This window comes from Enterococcus sp. JNUCC 77, assembly GCF_054819945.1.
Window position 1 is genome coordinate 1,751,448 of the sequence record NZ_JBTHIG010000001.1, and the last position, 17,487, is coordinate 1,768,934.

The window sequence follows — 17,487 nt, forward strand, 5'->3', positions numbered from 1 at the left end:
AGGTTTGAAAGGATGACTAGCTTATGACACCCAATCGTGAAGATTATTTAAAATTAATATTAGAATTAGGCGGAGATGTTGAGAAAGTCAGCAACAAAAAAATTGTCGCTGGTTTAGCCATTTCTGGTGCTTCAGTTAGCGAGATGATTTCAAAACTGGTAAAAGAGGGATTAGTTGACCATTCACCCTATCAAGGTGTACAACTAACAGAACTAGGTTTACAAAAGGCTAGCGCCTTAGTCCGCAAACATCGTCTTTGGGAAGTTTTTCTAGTGGACCATTTGTCTTTTTCATGGAATGAAGTGCATGATGACGCGGAAGTTTTAGAACATGTAACCTCTGAAATGTTAGAAGAAAAATTAGATAGTTACCTAAAATATCCAAAATTATGTCCCCATGGCGGCATGATTCCGAAACATGGCGAGGCAATCCATGAAAAAAAACGCGCAACTTTGATTGACTATCCAATCAATACAGAAATTGAAATTGCTCGGGTTTTAGATGAAAAAGAATTATTGGATTACTTGGTTTCATTAAATGTTAAAATCCATGACCGATATACCATTACGAATATCGCAGCTTACGAAGGACCAATCACACTAAAAAATCAAGATAGAGAAGTTGCCATTAGCTACAAAGCTGCTACAACTATCTTTGTCGACCAACTTTAAGGAGTGGAATTCTATGGAACAGACAGCACTATTTACTATTTTTGGGGGAACCGGTGATCTAGCTAAGAGAAAGTTATATCCTTCTTTGTTTCGTTTATTTAAAAAAGGTAGTTTAGATTATCGTTTTGCCGTGATTGGTACGGCTCGCAGAGAATGGACGGATGATTATTATAGAGAAGTTGTAAAAGAATCCATCCAAGAATTAAATCCTACCAGTGATGAAGCCTTTGCCTTTGCTAGTCATTTCTATTATTTATCGCATGATGTAAATGATGCTGCTCACTACAATGAATTGCGTGAACTATCTAATACATTAGATGAAAAATATAAATTAAAGGGCAATCGTTTATATTACCTAGCGATGTCACCTCAATTCTTTGGCACAATTGTTAGTCATTTAAAAGATCAATCCGTCTTAACAGACACTGGATTTAACCGTCTGGTAATTGAAAAACCTTTTGGCTCTGATTTAAAAACGGCAACTATTCTGAATGAACAAATTACAACTGCTTTTGCAGAAGAAGATATTTTCAGAATTGATCATTATTTGGGTAAAGAAATGGTGCAAAACATTGCAGTTATCCGTTTTGCCAATAATATTTTTGAATCTCTTTGGAATAATCGCTACATCGAAAATGTCCAAGTTACTTTTGCTGAGAGCTTAGGTGTAGAAGATCGTGGTGGTTATTATGAAAATAGTGGTGCTTTAAGAGATATGGTCCAAAACCATATTTTACAAGTGGTTGCCTTATTAGCAATGGAAGTCCCTACTTCTTTTTCTGATAAAAGCATTCGCCAAGAAAAAATTAAAGTTTTAGAAGCCATCAGACGATATGATAAGACAGAAGTTATGAAAAATTTCACTCGTGGTCAATATGCTGCTGGTTCTCTTGATGATAAAGAATTTATTGCTTACCGTGATGAACCAAATGTCGCATCAGACTCCAACGTAGAAACATTTGTCGCTGGAAAATTCTTAATTGATAATTTCCGTTGGTCAGGTGTTCCATTTTATATCAGAACGGGTAAACGAATGACTGAAAAAGGTACACGAATTAATATCGTCTTCAAACAAGTACCAGTTAATGTTTTTAACTTTAATAATGAGAGTGACAACAATGTCCAATTGGCTGAGCAAAATGTTTTAACAATTTACATTCAACCAACTGAAGGCTTCTCATTGATGTTAAACGGTAAACAAATCGGTCAAGGTTTTGCAACAGAACCCGTAAAACTAGATTTCCGTCAAAGCGAAGAAATCACAGTAAATAGTCCTGAAGCGTATGAAAAATTATTGTTAGATGCATTACATGGCGATGGAACAAACTTTTCTCATTGGGATGAAGTTCGTAATTCTTGGGAGATTGTTGACCGCATTCGAGTAGCTTGGGAACATTTCATTCCAAGTTTCCCTAATTATACTGCAGGAACAATGGGACCAAATGAAGCTTTTGATTTGTTGAAAGCTGATGGTGCTCACTGGATTTGGCGACCAGAACAATGGTATAAACAACGAAATAAATTAGATTATTAAAAAAAAGATGAACTTCCCAAAACCTGGGCAGTTCATCTTTTGTTGTTTCTTATTCTATTGAAAAAAATACATATATCTATTCAGCAATATTAGACACATCAGTTGACTCATTGGCTATTTTACTAAAAACAAAATCTTCACTCAAAAATTTATAGTCGATCGCCAAGACCTTTTTGAATTCAGAAAAGGTACTATCAGGAGTCAGATCAAGTTTTACATCGTATCCTACGCTAGTCCTAATTTGAATACCTGTACCATCTGGGAATACAAAATAACGGTAAATATTTCCATATGAAGAATTTTCGTAATATTCACACTCAATAATATAACCAGTCATGATCCCATCAATCTTTTCTTGAGGATACACTTTCGTGAAATCTCGTCGATCACTTAACCATGATGAAAATGATTTTGTTATATTTCCTGAAATTTCAATTTGAGCAGAGCGAGAAAAGTCTCGTCCATCATAGAACTTTAAGTTGGCTACTTCCTTTGAATAAACGTAGTCCTCTTTTGATGGCAAAACAGCTTTGTCGCCTTCTGGATCCTCATTATCCCAGTCGCCTTTAATTTCAAGTTGATAACCACGGTTAAAAGTAAAACCATTTTCTTCTTCAGTAACTGCCAACGGTAAACTGTAGTCGATTTCTTCAGTCGCTTTTATACCTGCAATTTTTAGTGGCTTGATACTCTTTGATTCAAAAGAGGTGTCTGAACCAAGTAAAGGACTATCAATTTTTTTCAGTCCATAATACCCCAAGAAAATAACTAAGCAGACAATCCCAATTCCTATGGTTTTAAATTTATTACTAACTTTTTTTCTATTCTTCGTTGATTTTGCTTTTTTATTTGGTTTTAGTGCAGGCTTTATTTTTGGTTTTGACTCAGCTACCTTCTTTTTCGGTTTTAAAGAATTTTTGTCTCCGCCCTCAGCACGAACAAACAACTCATCGTATTCATCAAAAAATTTTTTCTTTTTCCCCATAAAATCTCCCTATCTACTCCTTGTTTTTTACTCTAATATCCATAACAATAGCTTGGTTAACTTCTGAAAATAATTAAACTTGTTGTCGGCTATTTCCCAATCACTTTTTTCGACAAAGCAATCTCTTCAGAATCTTCTTTTACAATCCTTTCATATTCATCGGTAATACTAGCTGAAATAAACGTCACTGTTTCCAAAATACTATCAACCGACTCTCGGATTTCTTTTGAATTCAGTTTTGTTCCCTCAATTTTATTTAAGCGAATACACGCATCTAGCATACTAGGTAATTTTTTATAAATAAAATCACCATATTTAGTTAACTCATTAGGTTCTGCCATTAATTCCTGAAAAATTTCTTTAGCAGATTTTATTCCAGCCTCCGAATTCTCAATCTTTTTTAAATCCTTATTTTTGTTTGTTGCCTCTTCAATCCCTAGAATTTGATTTTTCATTTCACCCATTGTTTTTTTGAATAATTCTAAATCTTTGTCTGATAATTGATGGGTCTCTTTGTATTTTTTTTGCCGATCATTAAATACTTTTTTAGTTTTATAACTACTATAAAATCGATTTCCTCCCCAAATAGCTAAACCGATAATTACTATTCCAACAATAAATCCCATATATTCCACTCCCATAATCTCTTTTCATCAAGATTATACCAATTATTTTTAACTAAATGCAAAAAAAGCCGAGAAAATTAATTCTCGACTAAAAATGTTAATTTTCAAAACCTTCAGCCACAGCTTCTGGATAATGTTTGTGAACAATTTCTGAACATGAGTGACATAATGTTGATAATTCAGAATCTTCACCAACTGTTGTTCTCACTTGACGGCAACGTTCGCAGACTTCACCATCTGCTTTTTCCACTAATACAGCTACATCATCAAATTTCATAGCATTTTCTGGTACTTCACCGTTAGCTACGCTGAAATAGTCTTCAGAAACAATCAATAACTGAGCAAGATCAGAATCAACAGCTTTCAACATAGTAGCAACTTGTTCATTTGGATAAATTGTTAATTTTGCTTCCATTGATTTACCAATTACTTTAGCATTCCGTGCTTCTTCCAATGCCTTCAAGACTTTTTCTCGGAAATCCATAAAGGCTTGCCAAGTATCCATCAATTCTGTTTGATTAGGATATTCTTGGTAGCTTGGTAAATCAGTCAATTGTACATACTCTGCTTCTTCTTTCAAGAATGACCAAATTTCTTCGGCAGTATGAGGAATAATTGGTGTCAATAATTTAGTTACCGAATTCGCAATTTCATAAAAAACAGTTTGCATCGCCCGACGTTCATAATCATCCTCACCTTGGATGTACACTACATCTTTTGCAAAATCCAAGTAGAAAGAAGACAAATCTGTCGTTAAGAAATTCATCACTGTTTTATAAATGTGGATAAAGTGATATTTATCATATCCTTCTTCCCGAACACTTTTAATCACTTCATTCAAACGAACAATCATGTATTTATCAACTGAGCGTAATTCTTCGTAGCTAATACCATTTTTTCTAGGATCAAAATCAGTTGTATTGGCTAATAGGAAACGCATCGTATTACGAATTTTACGATAAACTTCAGATACTTGATTTAAAATATCCATTGATACTCGTACATCGGATTCATAATCAACACTGCTTACCCACAAGCGTAAAATATCCGCACCCATTTGATTGATTACTTTTTCTGGTAAAATTGTATTGCCCAATGATTTAGACATTTTACGACCTTCACCATCTAAAGCAAAACCTTGTGACAAGACTGTTTTATAAGGTGCCACACCATTAATCGCAACACTTGTGGTAATACTTGAATTAAACCAGCCACGGTATTGGTCAGAACCTTCTAAATACATATCAGCTGGGAAGGTTAACTCAGGACGTTGGCGAAGTACAGCCTCATGTGAAGAACCCGAATCAAACCAAACATCCATGATATCTTTTTCTTTAGAAAATTCACCATTTGGAGAACTTGGATGAGTAAAGCCTTCAGGTAATAATTCTTTGGCTTCTTTTTCAAACCAGATTGTTGATCCATGTTTTTCAAATAATTGTGCTACATGTTCAATTGTTTCTGGCGTGATGATTGGCTCGCCATTCTCTGCATAAAAGATTGGTAACGGTACACCCCAAGCTCGTTGACGAGAGATTACCCAATCCCCGCGGTCACGAACCATATTATATAGACGTGTTTTCCCCCAAGGAATGACCCAGTTAACCTTTTCCACTTCATCTAATAAATTTTGGCGGAATTTATCAATTGAAGCAAACCATTGCGGTGTCGCCCGATAAATTACTGGTTTTTTAGTCCGCCAGTCATGAGGGTAACTATGAGTAAAGAATTCTAATTTGAGTAAAGCACCTTTTTCAGCTAATAAATCAGTGATCATCTTATTGGCTTTATCATAAAATATTCCTTCAAATCCAGGCGCTTCATCAGTAAATACCCCACGATCATCAACTGGTGATAATACATCAAGGTCATATTTACGAGCAGCAAAATAGTCATCTTCACCATGACCTGGTGCCGTATGAACCAATCCGGTCCCCGCATCTAAAGTTACATGATCCCCTAAAATAACTAAGGAGTCACGATCATAAAATGGATGCTGAGCTTTCATATATTCTAATTCTGAACCTTTTAATTCTTTTACAACTTCTGGATTTTCCCATTCAAGTTCGGTGCCAACAGTTTCTAATAAATCTTTGGCTACAACAAATTTTTTCCCTTCAACTGCTACTTCTACATAAGTATATTCAGGATTTACAGCAATTGCCAAATTAGCAGGCAATGTCCAAGGTGTGGTGGTCCAAATAATAAAGTTAGCATCATCATCTAATAAACCTTTGCTGTCTTTTACTTTAAAAGCAACATAAATCGAAGGAGATTTTACATCCTTATATTCGATTTCCGCTTCAGCTAAAGAAGATTCACTCGATGGAGACCAATAGATTGGTTTTAATCCTTTGTAAATATAGCCTTTTTCGGCCATTTTTCCAAAAACGCGAATTTCCGCTGCTTCAAAATCTGGTGACAATGTTAAGTATGGGTGATCCCAATCACCAGCTACGCCTAACCGTTTAAAGTCGGTTCGTTGTTTATCAACTTGAGATAATGCATATTCACGACATTTTTCTAAGTATTCACTCATCGACATTTCTTTACGTTTAATACCTTTATTTGTTAAAACTTGCTCGATTGGTAAACCATGAGTATCCCAACCAGGAACATAAGGTGCTCTAAAGCCTGACATTGATTTTGAACGAATAATAATATCTTTACTAATTTTATTTAATGCATGACCAATATGAATATTGCCATTGGCATATGGCGGGCCATCATGTAAGACAAAAGTTGGTTTACCTTCATTTAATGCTTGACGTTCTTCATATACTTTATCTTCTTCCCAATCTTTTTGCCATTGGCCTTCGCGATTTGGTAAATTACCACGCATGGGAAAAGCAGTTTTTCCTAATTGTAAGGTTTCTTTCATTTTCACTAGTCATCGTCTCCTTAAAAGAATATAAAAAAAGACCAGTTCATCGCAAGGGACGAACTGGTCGTGGTACCACCCAAATTTGAAATCACAATGATTTCCTTAAACATCGCTAACGAGATGAACCGTTGACAGTTACTTATTTCTCTGCCAATTTAACCAGAGGATCTTTCAAAACATAGGGTCTGTCACACTCTCACTATCTGTGACTCGCTAAAAGAATATTGTTTTGCTTTTCTATTCTAGTAATCTTCTTCGTCTGAAATTAATTGTGGAATATCAATGGTTAAACCTAAGTCATCTTCTTCATGATATTCAACTTCTGGCATATCATAAACTTCTGGCTCTGAGTTTAACGTAAACTCTTCTGTACTGTCAAGTGCTTCATCATTCACAATTGCTTTTAAAACATCGTGACTATCATCGACATAAGCCGCCATTGGTTTTAAAATCTCATCCCAATCACCACTTTTGGCTTGATCCAATTGTGTTTCCAATAATAATAATAGTTGCTGATGGAAAGTTCGTGTGCTTTTTTTCAAATCATTTGTTTCAGCAGCCAATTGTCTTGCTTGATTGGTTGCATCAGATAAAATTTCTTTGGCTTTTTCTTCTGCTGTAGTTGTTAATAGATGTGCTTTTTTCTCAGCATTAGCTAACAACTCATCTGAACGGTTTTGAGCTGAAGTAATCATTACTTCAGATTCTTTACTAGCAGATGATTTTACTTTATCAGCAGTATCTTGTGCCACAACAATACTTTGATTCAACGCTTCTTTTAGTTCGTTAAAGTATTCTAGTTTTTCTTCAGCATGTTTTAATGCCTTTTCCAATTCACGATTTTTGTTGATACTTTCTTCATAGTCGCGAACCACCATGTCTAAGAAATCATCTACTTCATCTTGGTTATATCCACGCATTTTAGTAGAAAAACTCTTATTTTGAATATCTAATGGTGTTAATGCCATCTGTTTCACCTCATCAGTTTATTTTCGTAAGACACCTAAGCGCAAACGGATTTTTTCTTTTTTAGTTTTACCTTCCAGTCCTTGAATTTGAATACGTCCAAAGCCACGAACTGAAATAACATCCAACAAGTCTAATACATAATCTGGTCGTTCATTCACCGTCCAGTTTACTTTTACTTTACCACTTTCAACTAATTGCTTAGAACGTTGTCGAGAAATATTATAAACAGTTGAGATGATTGTATCAAGTCTTAAAGACGAAGTTGTATCAGTTTCTTCTGTCCAACTATCTTTTGGTAAGATAATATCTGTGTACGGGCGTTCTTCCAAGTGAACAGTCACTTTACCAATTTTAGTAACTTGGGTTTCGACATAATTAGCTGTTTCTTTTGATAAGAAAACTTGCCAACGCTCACCATCGGAAATGATATCACCAAAATAATCACGTTTAATACCGCTACTCATTAAAGTCCCCAAAATCTTACCATGAGATAATTGGGTAAATTTCACTGGATATTTTACTTCTACCATCATTATTTCAAAATCATCTATTGTTGGTTCATAATATTCAGGGTAAATCATGGCTCTTAAACGTTCTGCCGTTTCATAGCCACCATAAAATGAATATTTTAATTCACTATTTTCTTTAATTAAAGTTTCTAAAATATATGTTTGTCGCGGATCTAAAAAACTGGTTAAGTATGGCGCATATTGGCTTTCTACTTGTTCCAACCAATCACCAACTTCATCAATAAATGGGCGTTCTTCTGGCCTAAAATGTTGATACACATTTGTATTCACTGCCATTCACTCCCTTAATAAAACAATAATTGATTAGCAATTCGAACGATAATTCTAACGGCAAAGTTTAATACGATAACTGCCGCCATAATTGAAAAATCGATTCCTCCAAATTGTAAAGGTAACCTTCTAAATAAATTTAAAAACGGTTCACAAATCCTTGATAAAAATCGTCCTAGCCCAGTGTTGTATGCTCCGGGGAACCAAGACATTAATGCATATACTACTAATAATATGGTATAAACTTCTACCAAACGAATCAATATAGTTAGTAGAAAAATTATCATTATTTAAAACTCCTCTACTACATTTCTAAACCGAAAATATCATCATTTGCGATTGAACTCAACGATGAGTTTTCGATTTCAACATTTTGTGGTGTACATAAAAACATTTCATTACCCACACGCTTAATATCACCATCAATCATGAAAACAGCGCCAGTTAAGAAATCAACCACTCGGCGCGCTCTTGCTTCATCCAAAGATTGGAAATTAATCAAGACCGTTTCTCCTCCACTAATTCTTTTAGCAATCGTGATTGCTTCAGAATATGCTCGAGGCTCAACGACAGAGATTCTATTTTTTGGATTACTTTCTTCACGGCGTCTGATTGCCGCAGTCTGATTAGTTGTTGGCATCGCAACAACTTTTTCAACAGGTCGTTGAACAGCTGCTGGACGATTGATTCTTGATTGATTATTTCTTGTTTGGTTAGTTGCTGATGAAATTCTTTCTTTATTTGCCATAGCCTGTTCGACTGGTTTAGTTGGTTCCACCCGTCTATTCTCAACTGGTTGAGGCGTTTCATTAACGACTGGTTTTTGATTCATAACTGGAGCTTGAGGTTGATTGACTGGTTCATCATAAAGTTCTTCATCATCTGATAGACCAAAAAAGTCAGTAATTCTCGCTAAACTAAGTGCCATCGACTAATCCTTTCTAAACAAGGCCGTTCCAATTCGGACAAAAGTTGTCCCTGATTCAATTGCAATTTGGAAATCTTGGCTCATCCCCATACTTAATTCATGACAAGGTGCATAAGGGATTTCTTGTTGTTCAATTTTTTCTTGTAATTTTTTTAATTTGCTAAATATTTCGCGAACTTCAATTTCGCTTGATTCTAGTGGAGCCATGGTCATTAACCCAACTACTTCAATTTTCTCATAGTTAGCTAATAATGCAACAAATTCGACCAAATTTTCTGCTTTAATTCCATGTTTTGATTCTTCACCAGAAATATTTATTTCTATGAAACATTTTACTACTTTCTCTGCACGTTTATTTATTTCTTCTGCTAGTTTTTCATTCTCTAAAGCGTGAAAGTAATCAATCTCATTAATTATATTTTTTACTTTACGTCTTTGAAGATTGCCGATTAGGTGCCATTTTATATTTGCGTTATCTCCTAACGCAGCTTTTTTCTCTAATAGTTTATCTACACGATTTTCAGCTAAATCATATACACCTAAATCTACTAATTCAGCTGCTTCTTCAGAGCCTACGCTCTTTGTCACTGCCACCAACTTGACTTCTTCTGGCGAACGAGAAACAAGAGCACACGACTCACGAATTTCTTGCTTTATCTTTTGCAAGTTTTCAGCGATCATGCGCCCTCCCCCTATTTTCTACGGCGAAAGAACGGTGGTGTGTCTAATTCTTCGTCTTTTTCTGGTTTTGCTTCTTCACGATTAAATGTTTCAAACTCTTTCTTTTCAACATTATCGAATTGTGAATCTGCAACATTTTGCCGAATATTCGTTTCATCTTTTCGGATATCCCATTCACCGAAAGCTGATTGGTTATCGGAAGCACGATCTAAGTCATTTTTTTGTTGTGATGTAGCTTGAACTTGACTAGGTCGTTGGTTACTACGACTAGTCTTACGTTCTTTTTTTGTTGGATCAATGCCTGTTGCAATCACAGTTACTCGGATTTCATCGCCCATATCTTCATTGATTGATGTACCTAAAATAATATTTACATCGCCAGTAGCAGCACTTGTCACAATATCAGAAGCATCTTGCGCTTCAAATAAAGTCATGTCCAAACCACCAGTGATATTCAATAGTACTTGTTCAGCTCCATCAATTGATGTTTCCAATAATGGAGAAGAAATAGCACGTTTTGTCGCTTCAATGACTCTTTCTTCACCAGAGGCAACACCGATACCCATTAATGCAGTTCCTTGATTTTCCATGATTGTTTTCACATCTGCAAAATCCAAGTTAACATAACCAGGAGCTGTGATTAGATCAGAAATCCCTTGCACTCCTTGGCGTAAAACATTATCTGCTTCACGGAAAGCTTCCAACATTGGAGTTTTCTTATCTACAACTTCTAGTAAGCGATTGTTTGAAATGATTAATAATGTGTCAACATGTTCTTTTAAGGCAGCAATTCCTTCCGCTGCAAAACGACCGCGTTTTGGTCCTTCAAAACTAAATGGACGAGTGACTACACCGACTGTTAGTGCGCCAAGTTCACGAGCAATTCTCGCAACGATTGGTGCCGCTCCAGTACCTGTTCCACCACCCATACCAGCGGTGATGAAGACCATATCAGAGCCTTCTAAAGCATCAGAAATTAATTGTTCACTTTCTTCTGCAGCTTTTTGTCCTACTTCTGGTTGAGAACCTGCACCCAATCCACGAGTGTATTTAGGGCCTAATTGAATAACTGTTTCAGCTTTAGAGTTTCTTAAAGCTTGAACATCAGTGTTTGCCGCGATGAATTCAACGCCTTTGACGTTTTCTTCGATCATACGGTTGATGGCATTGCCACCGCCGCCGCCGACACCGATAACTTTAATAACTGCGCCTTCGTTAATATTGTTATCTAAAGAGAATTCCATTTTATTATTCCTCCTACGAATTAATCAAAGATATTTGAGAAGAAATCTTTGATCTTCCCGGTCACTTTTTCATCGTTTTTCTTTTTGGGTTGTTTTGGTTCTTCTGGGTACTCATCAGCTACTTCATAATCATCGTAAACCGGTGCTTGAGCAGCAACAGTAGTTACTTGCTGGGGTGCTACATTTACTCTTTCACCTGTCACAGCTAGTTTTGCTAAATGATAAACATCATTTAACTCAGCCGAATAATTTACAATGCTAATTACATTTGTAAAGACTGGATTTCTTAAGCCCATTTGATTAGGTACATGTAATTTTACACTTGTACCAAAAATATCTTCAGCCAAATCGACAATGCCAGGAAGACTAGCAGCGCCACCAGTTAGAATAATTCCTCCAGGTAACTCTAATGCTTCAATCTCATCTAATGCATCTTTAGCTTTGCGGAAAATTTGTTCCACTCGTGCTTCGATTACTTCAGATAAGTAACGTTCATCAACTTTGATCGGTTCTGTTTTGCCAATCACATCAACTGGAAATTCTTCGTCTTCAGATGTGCGACCTGGGTAAGCATCACCATAATTAATTTTTAATGCTTCGGCATTATTAAAGGATGTATTTAAAACAATAGAAACATCCTTAGTGACAAATTCGCCACCTTCTTGATCAACATGGGTATATTTAAGTTGTTTGTCATGCATGACAGCAGTTGTTGTTTGACCGCCGCCCATGTCGATAACAATTGTACCAAAATCTTTTTCACCATCAGATAAAATAGATTCTGTTAAAGCTAGTGCAGTGATAACCGTTTCAGCAACAATTAAACCAGCTTTTTCGACACATTTTTTTATATTATGAATAATCGTTTTTGGTCCAGTGAAAACTAAACCAAACATTTCCAGACGTACACCAATCATCCCTCGAGGATCTTTGATGCCTTCAAAACCATCTACTGTGAATTCTTGCGGTAACAATGCAACAATCTGTCTTTCCGGTGGAATTGAACGAACCATCGCAGCTGACGCAACATTTCTAACATCTTCATCTGAGATTTCTTTAGATTCATTATTAACAGCAATCATCCCTTGGCAAGGTTCTACTTCCAAAAGATTGGCAGGTAATCCTACACTTACACTTTTAATTTGAATCCCGGCTTTTTCCTCGGCCTGTTTTACTGCTCGTTGGATTGCGCGGACTGTTTTATCAATATCCACAATGATTCCACGACTAATTCCCTCTGATTTTGCATTTCCTACACCAATGATATTCATTTGGCTGTCGATGTATTCGGCAACAACAACTTTGACAGATGTCGTCCCGATATCAAGGCCTACATACATTCCTGCTTTTGCCATGAATGGGATTCCCTCCTATTTAATTTTTTCATCTATTAATTTCGAGTATTTATTTAGACAAACTACGCCTAATTTGAAAATATATTCACTGCCACCAATTTTAACATACTTTTAGAGGAATGAAAAAGAAGATTCCACCATTTTGATGAAATTTTTATTCATTTTCCATTGAATTTGCAGATTCAGTCGTTGTTGTTCCAGTTGGATTTTCATCTGAGGACTCTGATGGCGCATAAGCGTAAACCCCAGCTTCCATATCAACAATTCCTGTAATACCTGCTTCAGCCATATCTGAGGCAATTTGAGGATAGTATTGCATCCGATTTTGCATCTGAGGAATATTTACCATGACTTTATTGCCGTCATTCATGTAAATTTCTAACAATTGACTATTGTCTTTTTTTGGTGCGTAATCAATTTGCGATATTCCTGTTCGAACCTCAGCGTTTAATTCATCATATTGTTTTAACACTTTTAAAATTCTTTTGGAACTTTTAAAGTTTTTCAAAATAGGGAGGGTATCTGCTGCCCTTGCATTAGCATCATCGATAATTTTTCCATTGCTGATGATTGGAAAATACTGACTGTCTCTTTCTAAGTAAGCAACCTCTTCAAATTCTTTTACTTGAACCTTAAAATGATTGACACCATTAAAAGAAACGCTCGCACTTTGTACTCGCTCTTCGTTGTTTTTTAACCGTTTTATGTATTGATCTCGATTAAAAAACTGGTTCCACAAATTTTGACCGACTGAAAAATTCATGTCGCTTAAGACTTTTTCAGACGGAATGTGTTCATTTCCTGTCACACTAATCCCTGAAAGTGAACTCAGTGGTGAAATATAATATAATAAAAAGAGAGTTGGTATCATAAAAATCGTGATCAATAGAGTAGAACGACGATATAATCTAGACTGTCGCATTTGTTTAAGATTAGGTAAACGATCTAGAAATGAACCATTAGCTGGACCTTTTTCAAGGATTTCTTCTTCGACATCTTGATCATTATCAGATTCTTGTTCTTCGTCTACTATTTCTGTATCAGTGGCCTCTGGTTCATCATCGGTTGAAGTTGTTGTATCATCAGCCGCTTCTAAATCTTTAGAATCCTTTTCTGTTTCTGTTGTTGCCTCATCCTCTTCTGTATTTTCCTCTTCTTTAATAGCATAAGGATCTACGAAAGGAACGCCATCTTCTATCGCTTTTTGTTTTAGATATTCTAAATTGGCTTGTTGCCAAGGAGTCAGAGGTGGATATTGGGGTGTCTTAATTTCTTCTTCCACAGATTCCTCAGGGTTCACTTCTTCAGTAGAATTTTCTTGTTCATTTTTTTTCTTTCGACTGATGATACTCACCTCCTATCTTACGATTTCATTTACCAAACGCCATAGTCTTTCGGCTGCATCGGGAATACCTTCTTTTCGAGAGGCAGCTGCCATATTTTTCTTAATTTCTGGATTGTCCATGATTTCATCAATTGATGTTAATAAACTGGCGCCAGTTAACTCAGAATCTGTGATCATCTTCACTGCGCCCACGTTCACTAAACTTTGTGCATTCTTTGTTTGATGATCGTTTGTAACATAAGGACTTGGAATTAAAATTGCTGGCAATCCCAAAGCTGTAAACTCAGCAATTGATGTCGCACCTGCTCTTCCCACTAACAAATCGACATTCGCCATCACATCTGTCATGTTCTTAATATAAGGTTGTAAAGAAACATTCTTGTTTAAAGTTTTAAGATCAAATTTTTCACTTAATTCTTCGAAATATCGGTCACCTGATGCATACAATACTTGATAATTTTTCGTAGCGAATTGCGGTAAAGCACTAATCATTGCTTGATTAATTTTAAGGGCGCCTTGACTACCTCCAAATACTAATACCGTCGGTTGGTCACTAATTAAACCATACTGTGACAAAGCCTCTGACTTTCCACTAGTTGCAACTTCTTGAGCGCGGGGATTTCCCACTAAGACTGTTTTATCTTTTGGGAAGTACTGGGCTGCGTCGGGAAAACTAATCCCAATTTTATCAGCAAAACGACTCAAAAATTTGTTTGTCATCCCAGGTACACTATTTTGTTCATGCACAATTGTTGGAATTTTCATCCTCGCTGCAGCATAAACAACTGAGCCTGAAACGTATCCGCCAGTGCCGATTACTACGTCCGGTCGGAAATCGCGAATGATCTCCTTCGATCGTTTGATACTTTCAATAAACAAACGGATCGTCTTAAAATTCTCCTTCGATAAGCTACGCTTGAATCCCTGAATTTTAATTGTTTTAAAGGAAATCCCTGTCTCAGGGACTATTTTATTTTCCAATCCTTGATGCGTACCGACATATAAAAATTCAGAATTCGGTTGGATCTTTTGAACGTATCTGATAAAGGCCAGGGCCGGATAAATATGACCACCAGTTCCTCCGCCAGTAACAAGTATTCTCATATATTTCCCTACTTTTCTAACTGTTTGACAGCCTGCATAAATTTATCGCCACGAATTTCAAAACTTGAGTATTGGTCCCAACTAGCATTTGCTGGTGACAATAAAATATTATCATCTTCCGAACTTTCAGCAAAAGCAAGTGGAACTGCAGTCTCAACATTATCCGTCAAAATAATTGTCTTAACATTTGCTTTTTTAGCTGCTTCAGCTATTTTGTCTTTGGTTTCGCCAAATAATACAACTGCTTTTAAATTGCTTAATGCTGGAACTAATTCATCAAAGCTATTACCGCGATCTAGCCCACCAGCAAGTAAAACAACTTTTTGATTTTCAAAACCACTTAATGCCATCTCTGTCGCTAAAATATTGGTTGCTTTCGAATCATTATAAAATTTTCTACCAGCAATATTCCCAACAAACTGCGTGCGGTGAGGAACGCCATTAAAATGACTTAAGGCTTGCTGGATGCTGACCGTTGATACACCTTTTATTTTTGCCACTGCTATTGCAGCCAAAGCATTTTCAATATTGTGTAGGCCCGGTACACCTAATTCATCAGCCGACATAATTTCTTCATCTAAAAAGAATAGTTTACCATCCTCAAAATAAGCGCCATTTTCTAGTTTTTCTTCAACGGAAAAAGGAATAACCGATGCTTGGGTAGTTGAAGCCAACTGGCGTAACTCTTCAGTATGCCAGTTAATGACTAGATAGTCCTCACTGCCCATATTCTGTTGAATTTTCCATTTTGCTTCAACGTACTCTTCACGAGTACCGTGATAATCCAAATGAGCTTCATAGATATTTGTAATCACAGCAATGTGCGGTTTAAACTCTTGGGTCCCCATTAATTGGAAACTAGATAATTCCACTACCATATCATCGTTTGCAACTACTTTTTGGGCTACCTCACTTGCCGGAAAACCAATATTCCCTGCCAGATAAGCTTTACCTTTATTTCGATCTTGATTTAACAATAGACCAATCATAGTAGTAGTTGTTGTCTTACCATTTGTACCAGTAACGCCAATAATTGGAGCCTCCGAAATTTGATAAGCCAATTCAACTTCAGTCACAATCGGAATATTCAAACTCTGGGCTTTTTCAACTAACGGATTACTATAAGGTATCCCTGGATTTTTGACCATCAACGCAAAATCTTCATCCAACAGTTCAATTGGGTGGCTACCTGTAATTACTCGAATGCCATTTTCCAATAATTCTTGCGCAGCCGGATTACTTTCAAATGGCTTACCATCATTTACAGTAACAAGCGCGCCCAAGTGATGTAACAACTTGGCCGCACTAAGTCCACTTTTAGCTAATCCTAAAACCAATACTTTTTGATTTTGATAGTTGGTAATTTCTTTCATGCTAATCCTCTCCTACAATACGATTGCTAATACGATAGCGGCAGCAATGAATTGGATAATCCAAAAAATAGTATCAATTTTCCATTCTGACCAACCACTCATCTCAAAATGATGGTGCAAAGGGGACATTTTAAATATTCGTTTCCCGGTTAATTTAAAAGAGGTCACTTGTAACATTACACTAGCCGTCTCAAAAACATAGATGATTCCTACGAATAAGAGTGTCCATTCTTGATGGAGCATAATGGAAATTGCCGCTAATAACCCACCTAAAGCTAGTGAACCAACATCTCCCATAAAGATTTTTGCTGGTTTTTTATTATAAGGAAAGAAACCAACCAATCCACCAATCACACTTAAACACATCACTAATACTTCATACTGCTGTTGCTTCCATGCAATTAATGCATACGTAGCAAAGGAAATAGTTCCTAGACCTGAAACAAGCCCATCGATACCGTCAGTTAAATTCACAGCATTAGAAAAACCTACTAGCCAAATAATGACAAACAAGCCATAGAATAAACTTAATGGAACTTGTATCCCAAATAAGTTTAATACATTAGGATAGCCTTCCATCAAATATACGATGTAAAAAACTAATGCACCAACAACTTGACCAATAAATTTTTGACGAGATGTTAATCCTTCATTTTGTTTTCTAACTAATTTAAGATAATCATCTAAAAATCCAATGATTCCATAGACTAACAAAACAAACAACAGAATGAAGAGATTGGCTGAAGAAAACATCCCCTGCCAAATCCCCACCCACACGCCAGTAATGACTGCAGCTGTCAGAAATCCTAAACCACCCATTGTAGGTGTACCAGCTTTAGTATTGTGCCATTTAGGGCCTTCTTCACGGATTTCTTGACCTTGTTTTTTCATTCTAAAATATCCAATCAACAAGGGCATCCATGCGACAGTAATCGCAAAACTACTGACAAAAACTATAAACAAACGTGGGGCATCCATTCTTTTCTCT

16 protein-coding genes are annotated in these 17,487 nt (G+C 36.2%); 2 read left to right on the top strand and 14 right to left on the bottom strand.

The features are described from left to right. Positions 1-23 precede the first annotated feature (23 nt). Positions 24-671 (top strand): metal-dependent transcriptional regulator, encoded by a 648-nt coding sequence (locus tag ACVWNY_RS08590; RefSeq protein ID WP_218324897.1) that lies wholly within the window; start codon positions 24-26, stop codon positions 669-671. Positions 672-684: 13 nt separating this feature from the next. Further along, positions 685-2,205, top strand: coding sequence for a glucose-6-phosphate dehydrogenase (gene zwf, locus ACVWNY_RS08595; protein ID WP_438719758.1), 1,521 nt, complete (start codon positions 685-687; stop codon positions 2,203-2,205). A 76-nt stretch (positions 2,206-2,281) separates the two neighbouring features. Here zwf and ACVWNY_RS08600 read toward each other — a convergent pair whose 3' ends face one another. The 14 genes from ACVWNY_RS08600 to mraY all read right to left on the bottom strand — a co-directional run bounded on the left by ACVWNY_RS08600 (position 2,282) and on the right by mraY (position 17,477). Then, positions 2,282-3,190, bottom strand: a complete 909-nt coding sequence (locus ACVWNY_RS08600; RefSeq protein WP_218324895.1) for a hypothetical protein — start codon at positions 3,188-3,190, stop codon at positions 2,282-2,284. Between the two features lie 89 nt (positions 3,191-3,279). Next, positions 3,280-3,816: a 5-bromo-4-chloroindolyl phosphate hydrolysis family protein gene (locus tag ACVWNY_RS08605; RefSeq protein ID WP_218324894.1), complete on the bottom strand. Its 537-nt coding sequence runs from the start codon at positions 3,814-3,816 to the stop codon at positions 3,280-3,282. Between the two features lie 97 nt (positions 3,817-3,913). Next, a complete protein-coding gene (ileS, locus tag ACVWNY_RS08610; RefSeq protein ID WP_454071235.1) occupies positions 3,914-6,703 on the bottom strand; it encodes an isoleucine--tRNA ligase in 2,790 nt (929 codons plus the stop codon). A gap of 239 nt (positions 6,704-6,942) precedes the next feature. Continuing rightward, positions 6,943-7,668, bottom strand: a complete 726-nt coding sequence (locus tag ACVWNY_RS08615) for a DivIVA domain-containing protein (protein WP_218324892.1) — start codon at positions 7,666-7,668, stop codon at positions 6,943-6,945. A gap of 18 nt (positions 7,669-7,686) precedes the next feature. Continuing rightward, on the bottom strand, positions 7,687-8,469 hold the full coding sequence (locus ACVWNY_RS08620; RefSeq protein WP_218324891.1) for a YlmH family RNA-binding protein: 783 nt from the start codon (positions 8,467-8,469) through the stop codon (positions 7,687-7,689). Positions 8,470-8,483: 14 nt separating this feature from the next. Then, entirely contained in the window at positions 8,484-8,753 is a 270-nt protein-coding gene (locus ACVWNY_RS08625) for a YggT family protein (protein WP_343214708.1), read from the bottom strand. Between the two features lie 20 nt (positions 8,754-8,773). Further along, on the bottom strand, positions 8,774-9,397 hold the full coding sequence (locus tag ACVWNY_RS08630; protein ID WP_218324889.1) for a cell division protein SepF: 624 nt from the start codon (positions 9,395-9,397) through the stop codon (positions 8,774-8,776). A gap of 3 nt (positions 9,398-9,400) precedes the next feature. Next, on the bottom strand, positions 9,401-10,078 hold the full coding sequence (locus tag ACVWNY_RS08635) for a YggS family pyridoxal phosphate-dependent enzyme (protein ID WP_454071236.1): 678 nt from the start codon (positions 10,076-10,078) through the stop codon (positions 9,401-9,403). A gap of 11 nt (positions 10,079-10,089) precedes the next feature. Then, the gene (ftsZ, locus tag ACVWNY_RS08640) at positions 10,090-11,322 is read right to left on the bottom strand and encodes a cell division protein FtsZ (RefSeq protein WP_218324887.1); all 1,233 of its coding nucleotides are present in this window, start codon (positions 11,320-11,322) and stop codon (positions 10,090-10,092) included. A 20-nt stretch (positions 11,323-11,342) separates the two neighbouring features. Further along, positions 11,343-12,677, bottom strand: coding sequence for a cell division protein FtsA (ftsA, locus tag ACVWNY_RS08645; protein WP_218324886.1), 1,335 nt, complete (start codon positions 12,675-12,677; stop codon positions 11,343-11,345). Positions 12,678-12,831: 154 nt separating this feature from the next. Beyond that, the gene (locus tag ACVWNY_RS08650; protein WP_454071237.1) at positions 12,832-14,031 is read right to left on the bottom strand and encodes a cell division protein FtsQ/DivIB; all 1,200 of its coding nucleotides are present in this window, start codon (positions 14,029-14,031) and stop codon (positions 12,832-12,834) included. 3 nt (positions 14,032-14,034) lie between these two features. Further along, positions 14,035-15,126, bottom strand: a complete 1,092-nt coding sequence (gene murG, locus ACVWNY_RS08655; RefSeq protein WP_218324885.1) for an undecaprenyldiphospho-muramoylpentapeptide beta-N-acetylglucosaminyltransferase — start codon at positions 15,124-15,126, stop codon at positions 14,035-14,037. Positions 15,127-15,134: 8 nt separating this feature from the next. Beyond that, the gene (gene murD, locus ACVWNY_RS08660) at positions 15,135-16,499 is read right to left on the bottom strand and encodes a UDP-N-acetylmuramoyl-L-alanine--D-glutamate ligase (RefSeq protein WP_218324884.1); all 1,365 of its coding nucleotides are present in this window, start codon (positions 16,497-16,499) and stop codon (positions 15,135-15,137) included. 12 nt (positions 16,500-16,511) lie between these two features. Beyond that, on the bottom strand, positions 16,512-17,477 hold the full coding sequence (gene mraY, locus ACVWNY_RS08665; RefSeq protein ID WP_218324883.1) for a phospho-N-acetylmuramoyl-pentapeptide-transferase: 966 nt from the start codon (positions 17,475-17,477) through the stop codon (positions 16,512-16,514). Positions 17,478-17,487: the final 10 nt, after the last annotated feature.

Excerpts from the sequence above, each read along its gene's own strand:
- murD (WP_218324884.1), bottom strand. The coding sequence starts at position 16,499 with ATGAAAGAAATTACCAACTATCAAAATCAAAAAGTATTGGTTTTAGGA.
- ACVWNY_RS08630 (WP_218324889.1), bottom strand. The coding sequence starts at position 9,397 with ATGGCACTTAGTTTAGCGAGAATTACTGACTTTTTTGGTCTATCAGAT.
- ftsA (WP_218324886.1), bottom strand. The coding sequence starts at position 12,677 with ATGGCAAAAGCAGGAATGTATGTAGGCCTTGATATCGGGACGACATCT.
- ACVWNY_RS08635 (WP_454071236.1), bottom strand. The coding sequence starts at position 10,078 with ATGATCGCTGAAAACTTGCAAAAGATAAAGCAAGAAATTCGTGAGTCG.
- ACVWNY_RS08605 (WP_218324894.1), bottom strand. The coding sequence starts at position 3,816 with ATGGGATTTATTGTTGGAATAGTAATTATCGGTTTAGCTATTTGGGGA.
- ACVWNY_RS08615 (WP_218324892.1), bottom strand. The coding sequence starts at position 7,668 with ATGGCATTAACACCATTAGATATTCAAAATAAGAGTTTTTCTACTAAA.
- zwf (WP_438719758.1), top strand. The coding sequence starts at position 685 with ATGGAACAGACAGCACTATTTACTATTTTTGGGGGAACCGGTGATCTA.
- murG (WP_218324885.1), bottom strand. The coding sequence starts at position 15,126 with ATGAGAATACTTGTTACTGGCGGAGGAACTGGTGGTCATATTTATCCG.
- ftsZ (WP_218324887.1), bottom strand. The coding sequence starts at position 11,322 with ATGGAATTCTCTTTAGATAACAATATTAACGAAGGCGCAGTTATTAAA.
- ACVWNY_RS08600 (WP_218324895.1), bottom strand. The coding sequence starts at position 3,190 with ATGGGGAAAAAGAAAAAATTTTTTGATGAATACGATGAGTTGTTTGTT.
- mraY (WP_218324883.1), bottom strand. The coding sequence starts at position 17,477 with ATGGATGCCCCACGTTTGTTTATAGTTTTTGTCAGTAGTTTTGCGATT.
- ACVWNY_RS08590 (WP_218324897.1), top strand. The coding sequence starts at position 24 with ATGACACCCAATCGTGAAGATTATTTAAAATTAATATTAGAATTAGGC.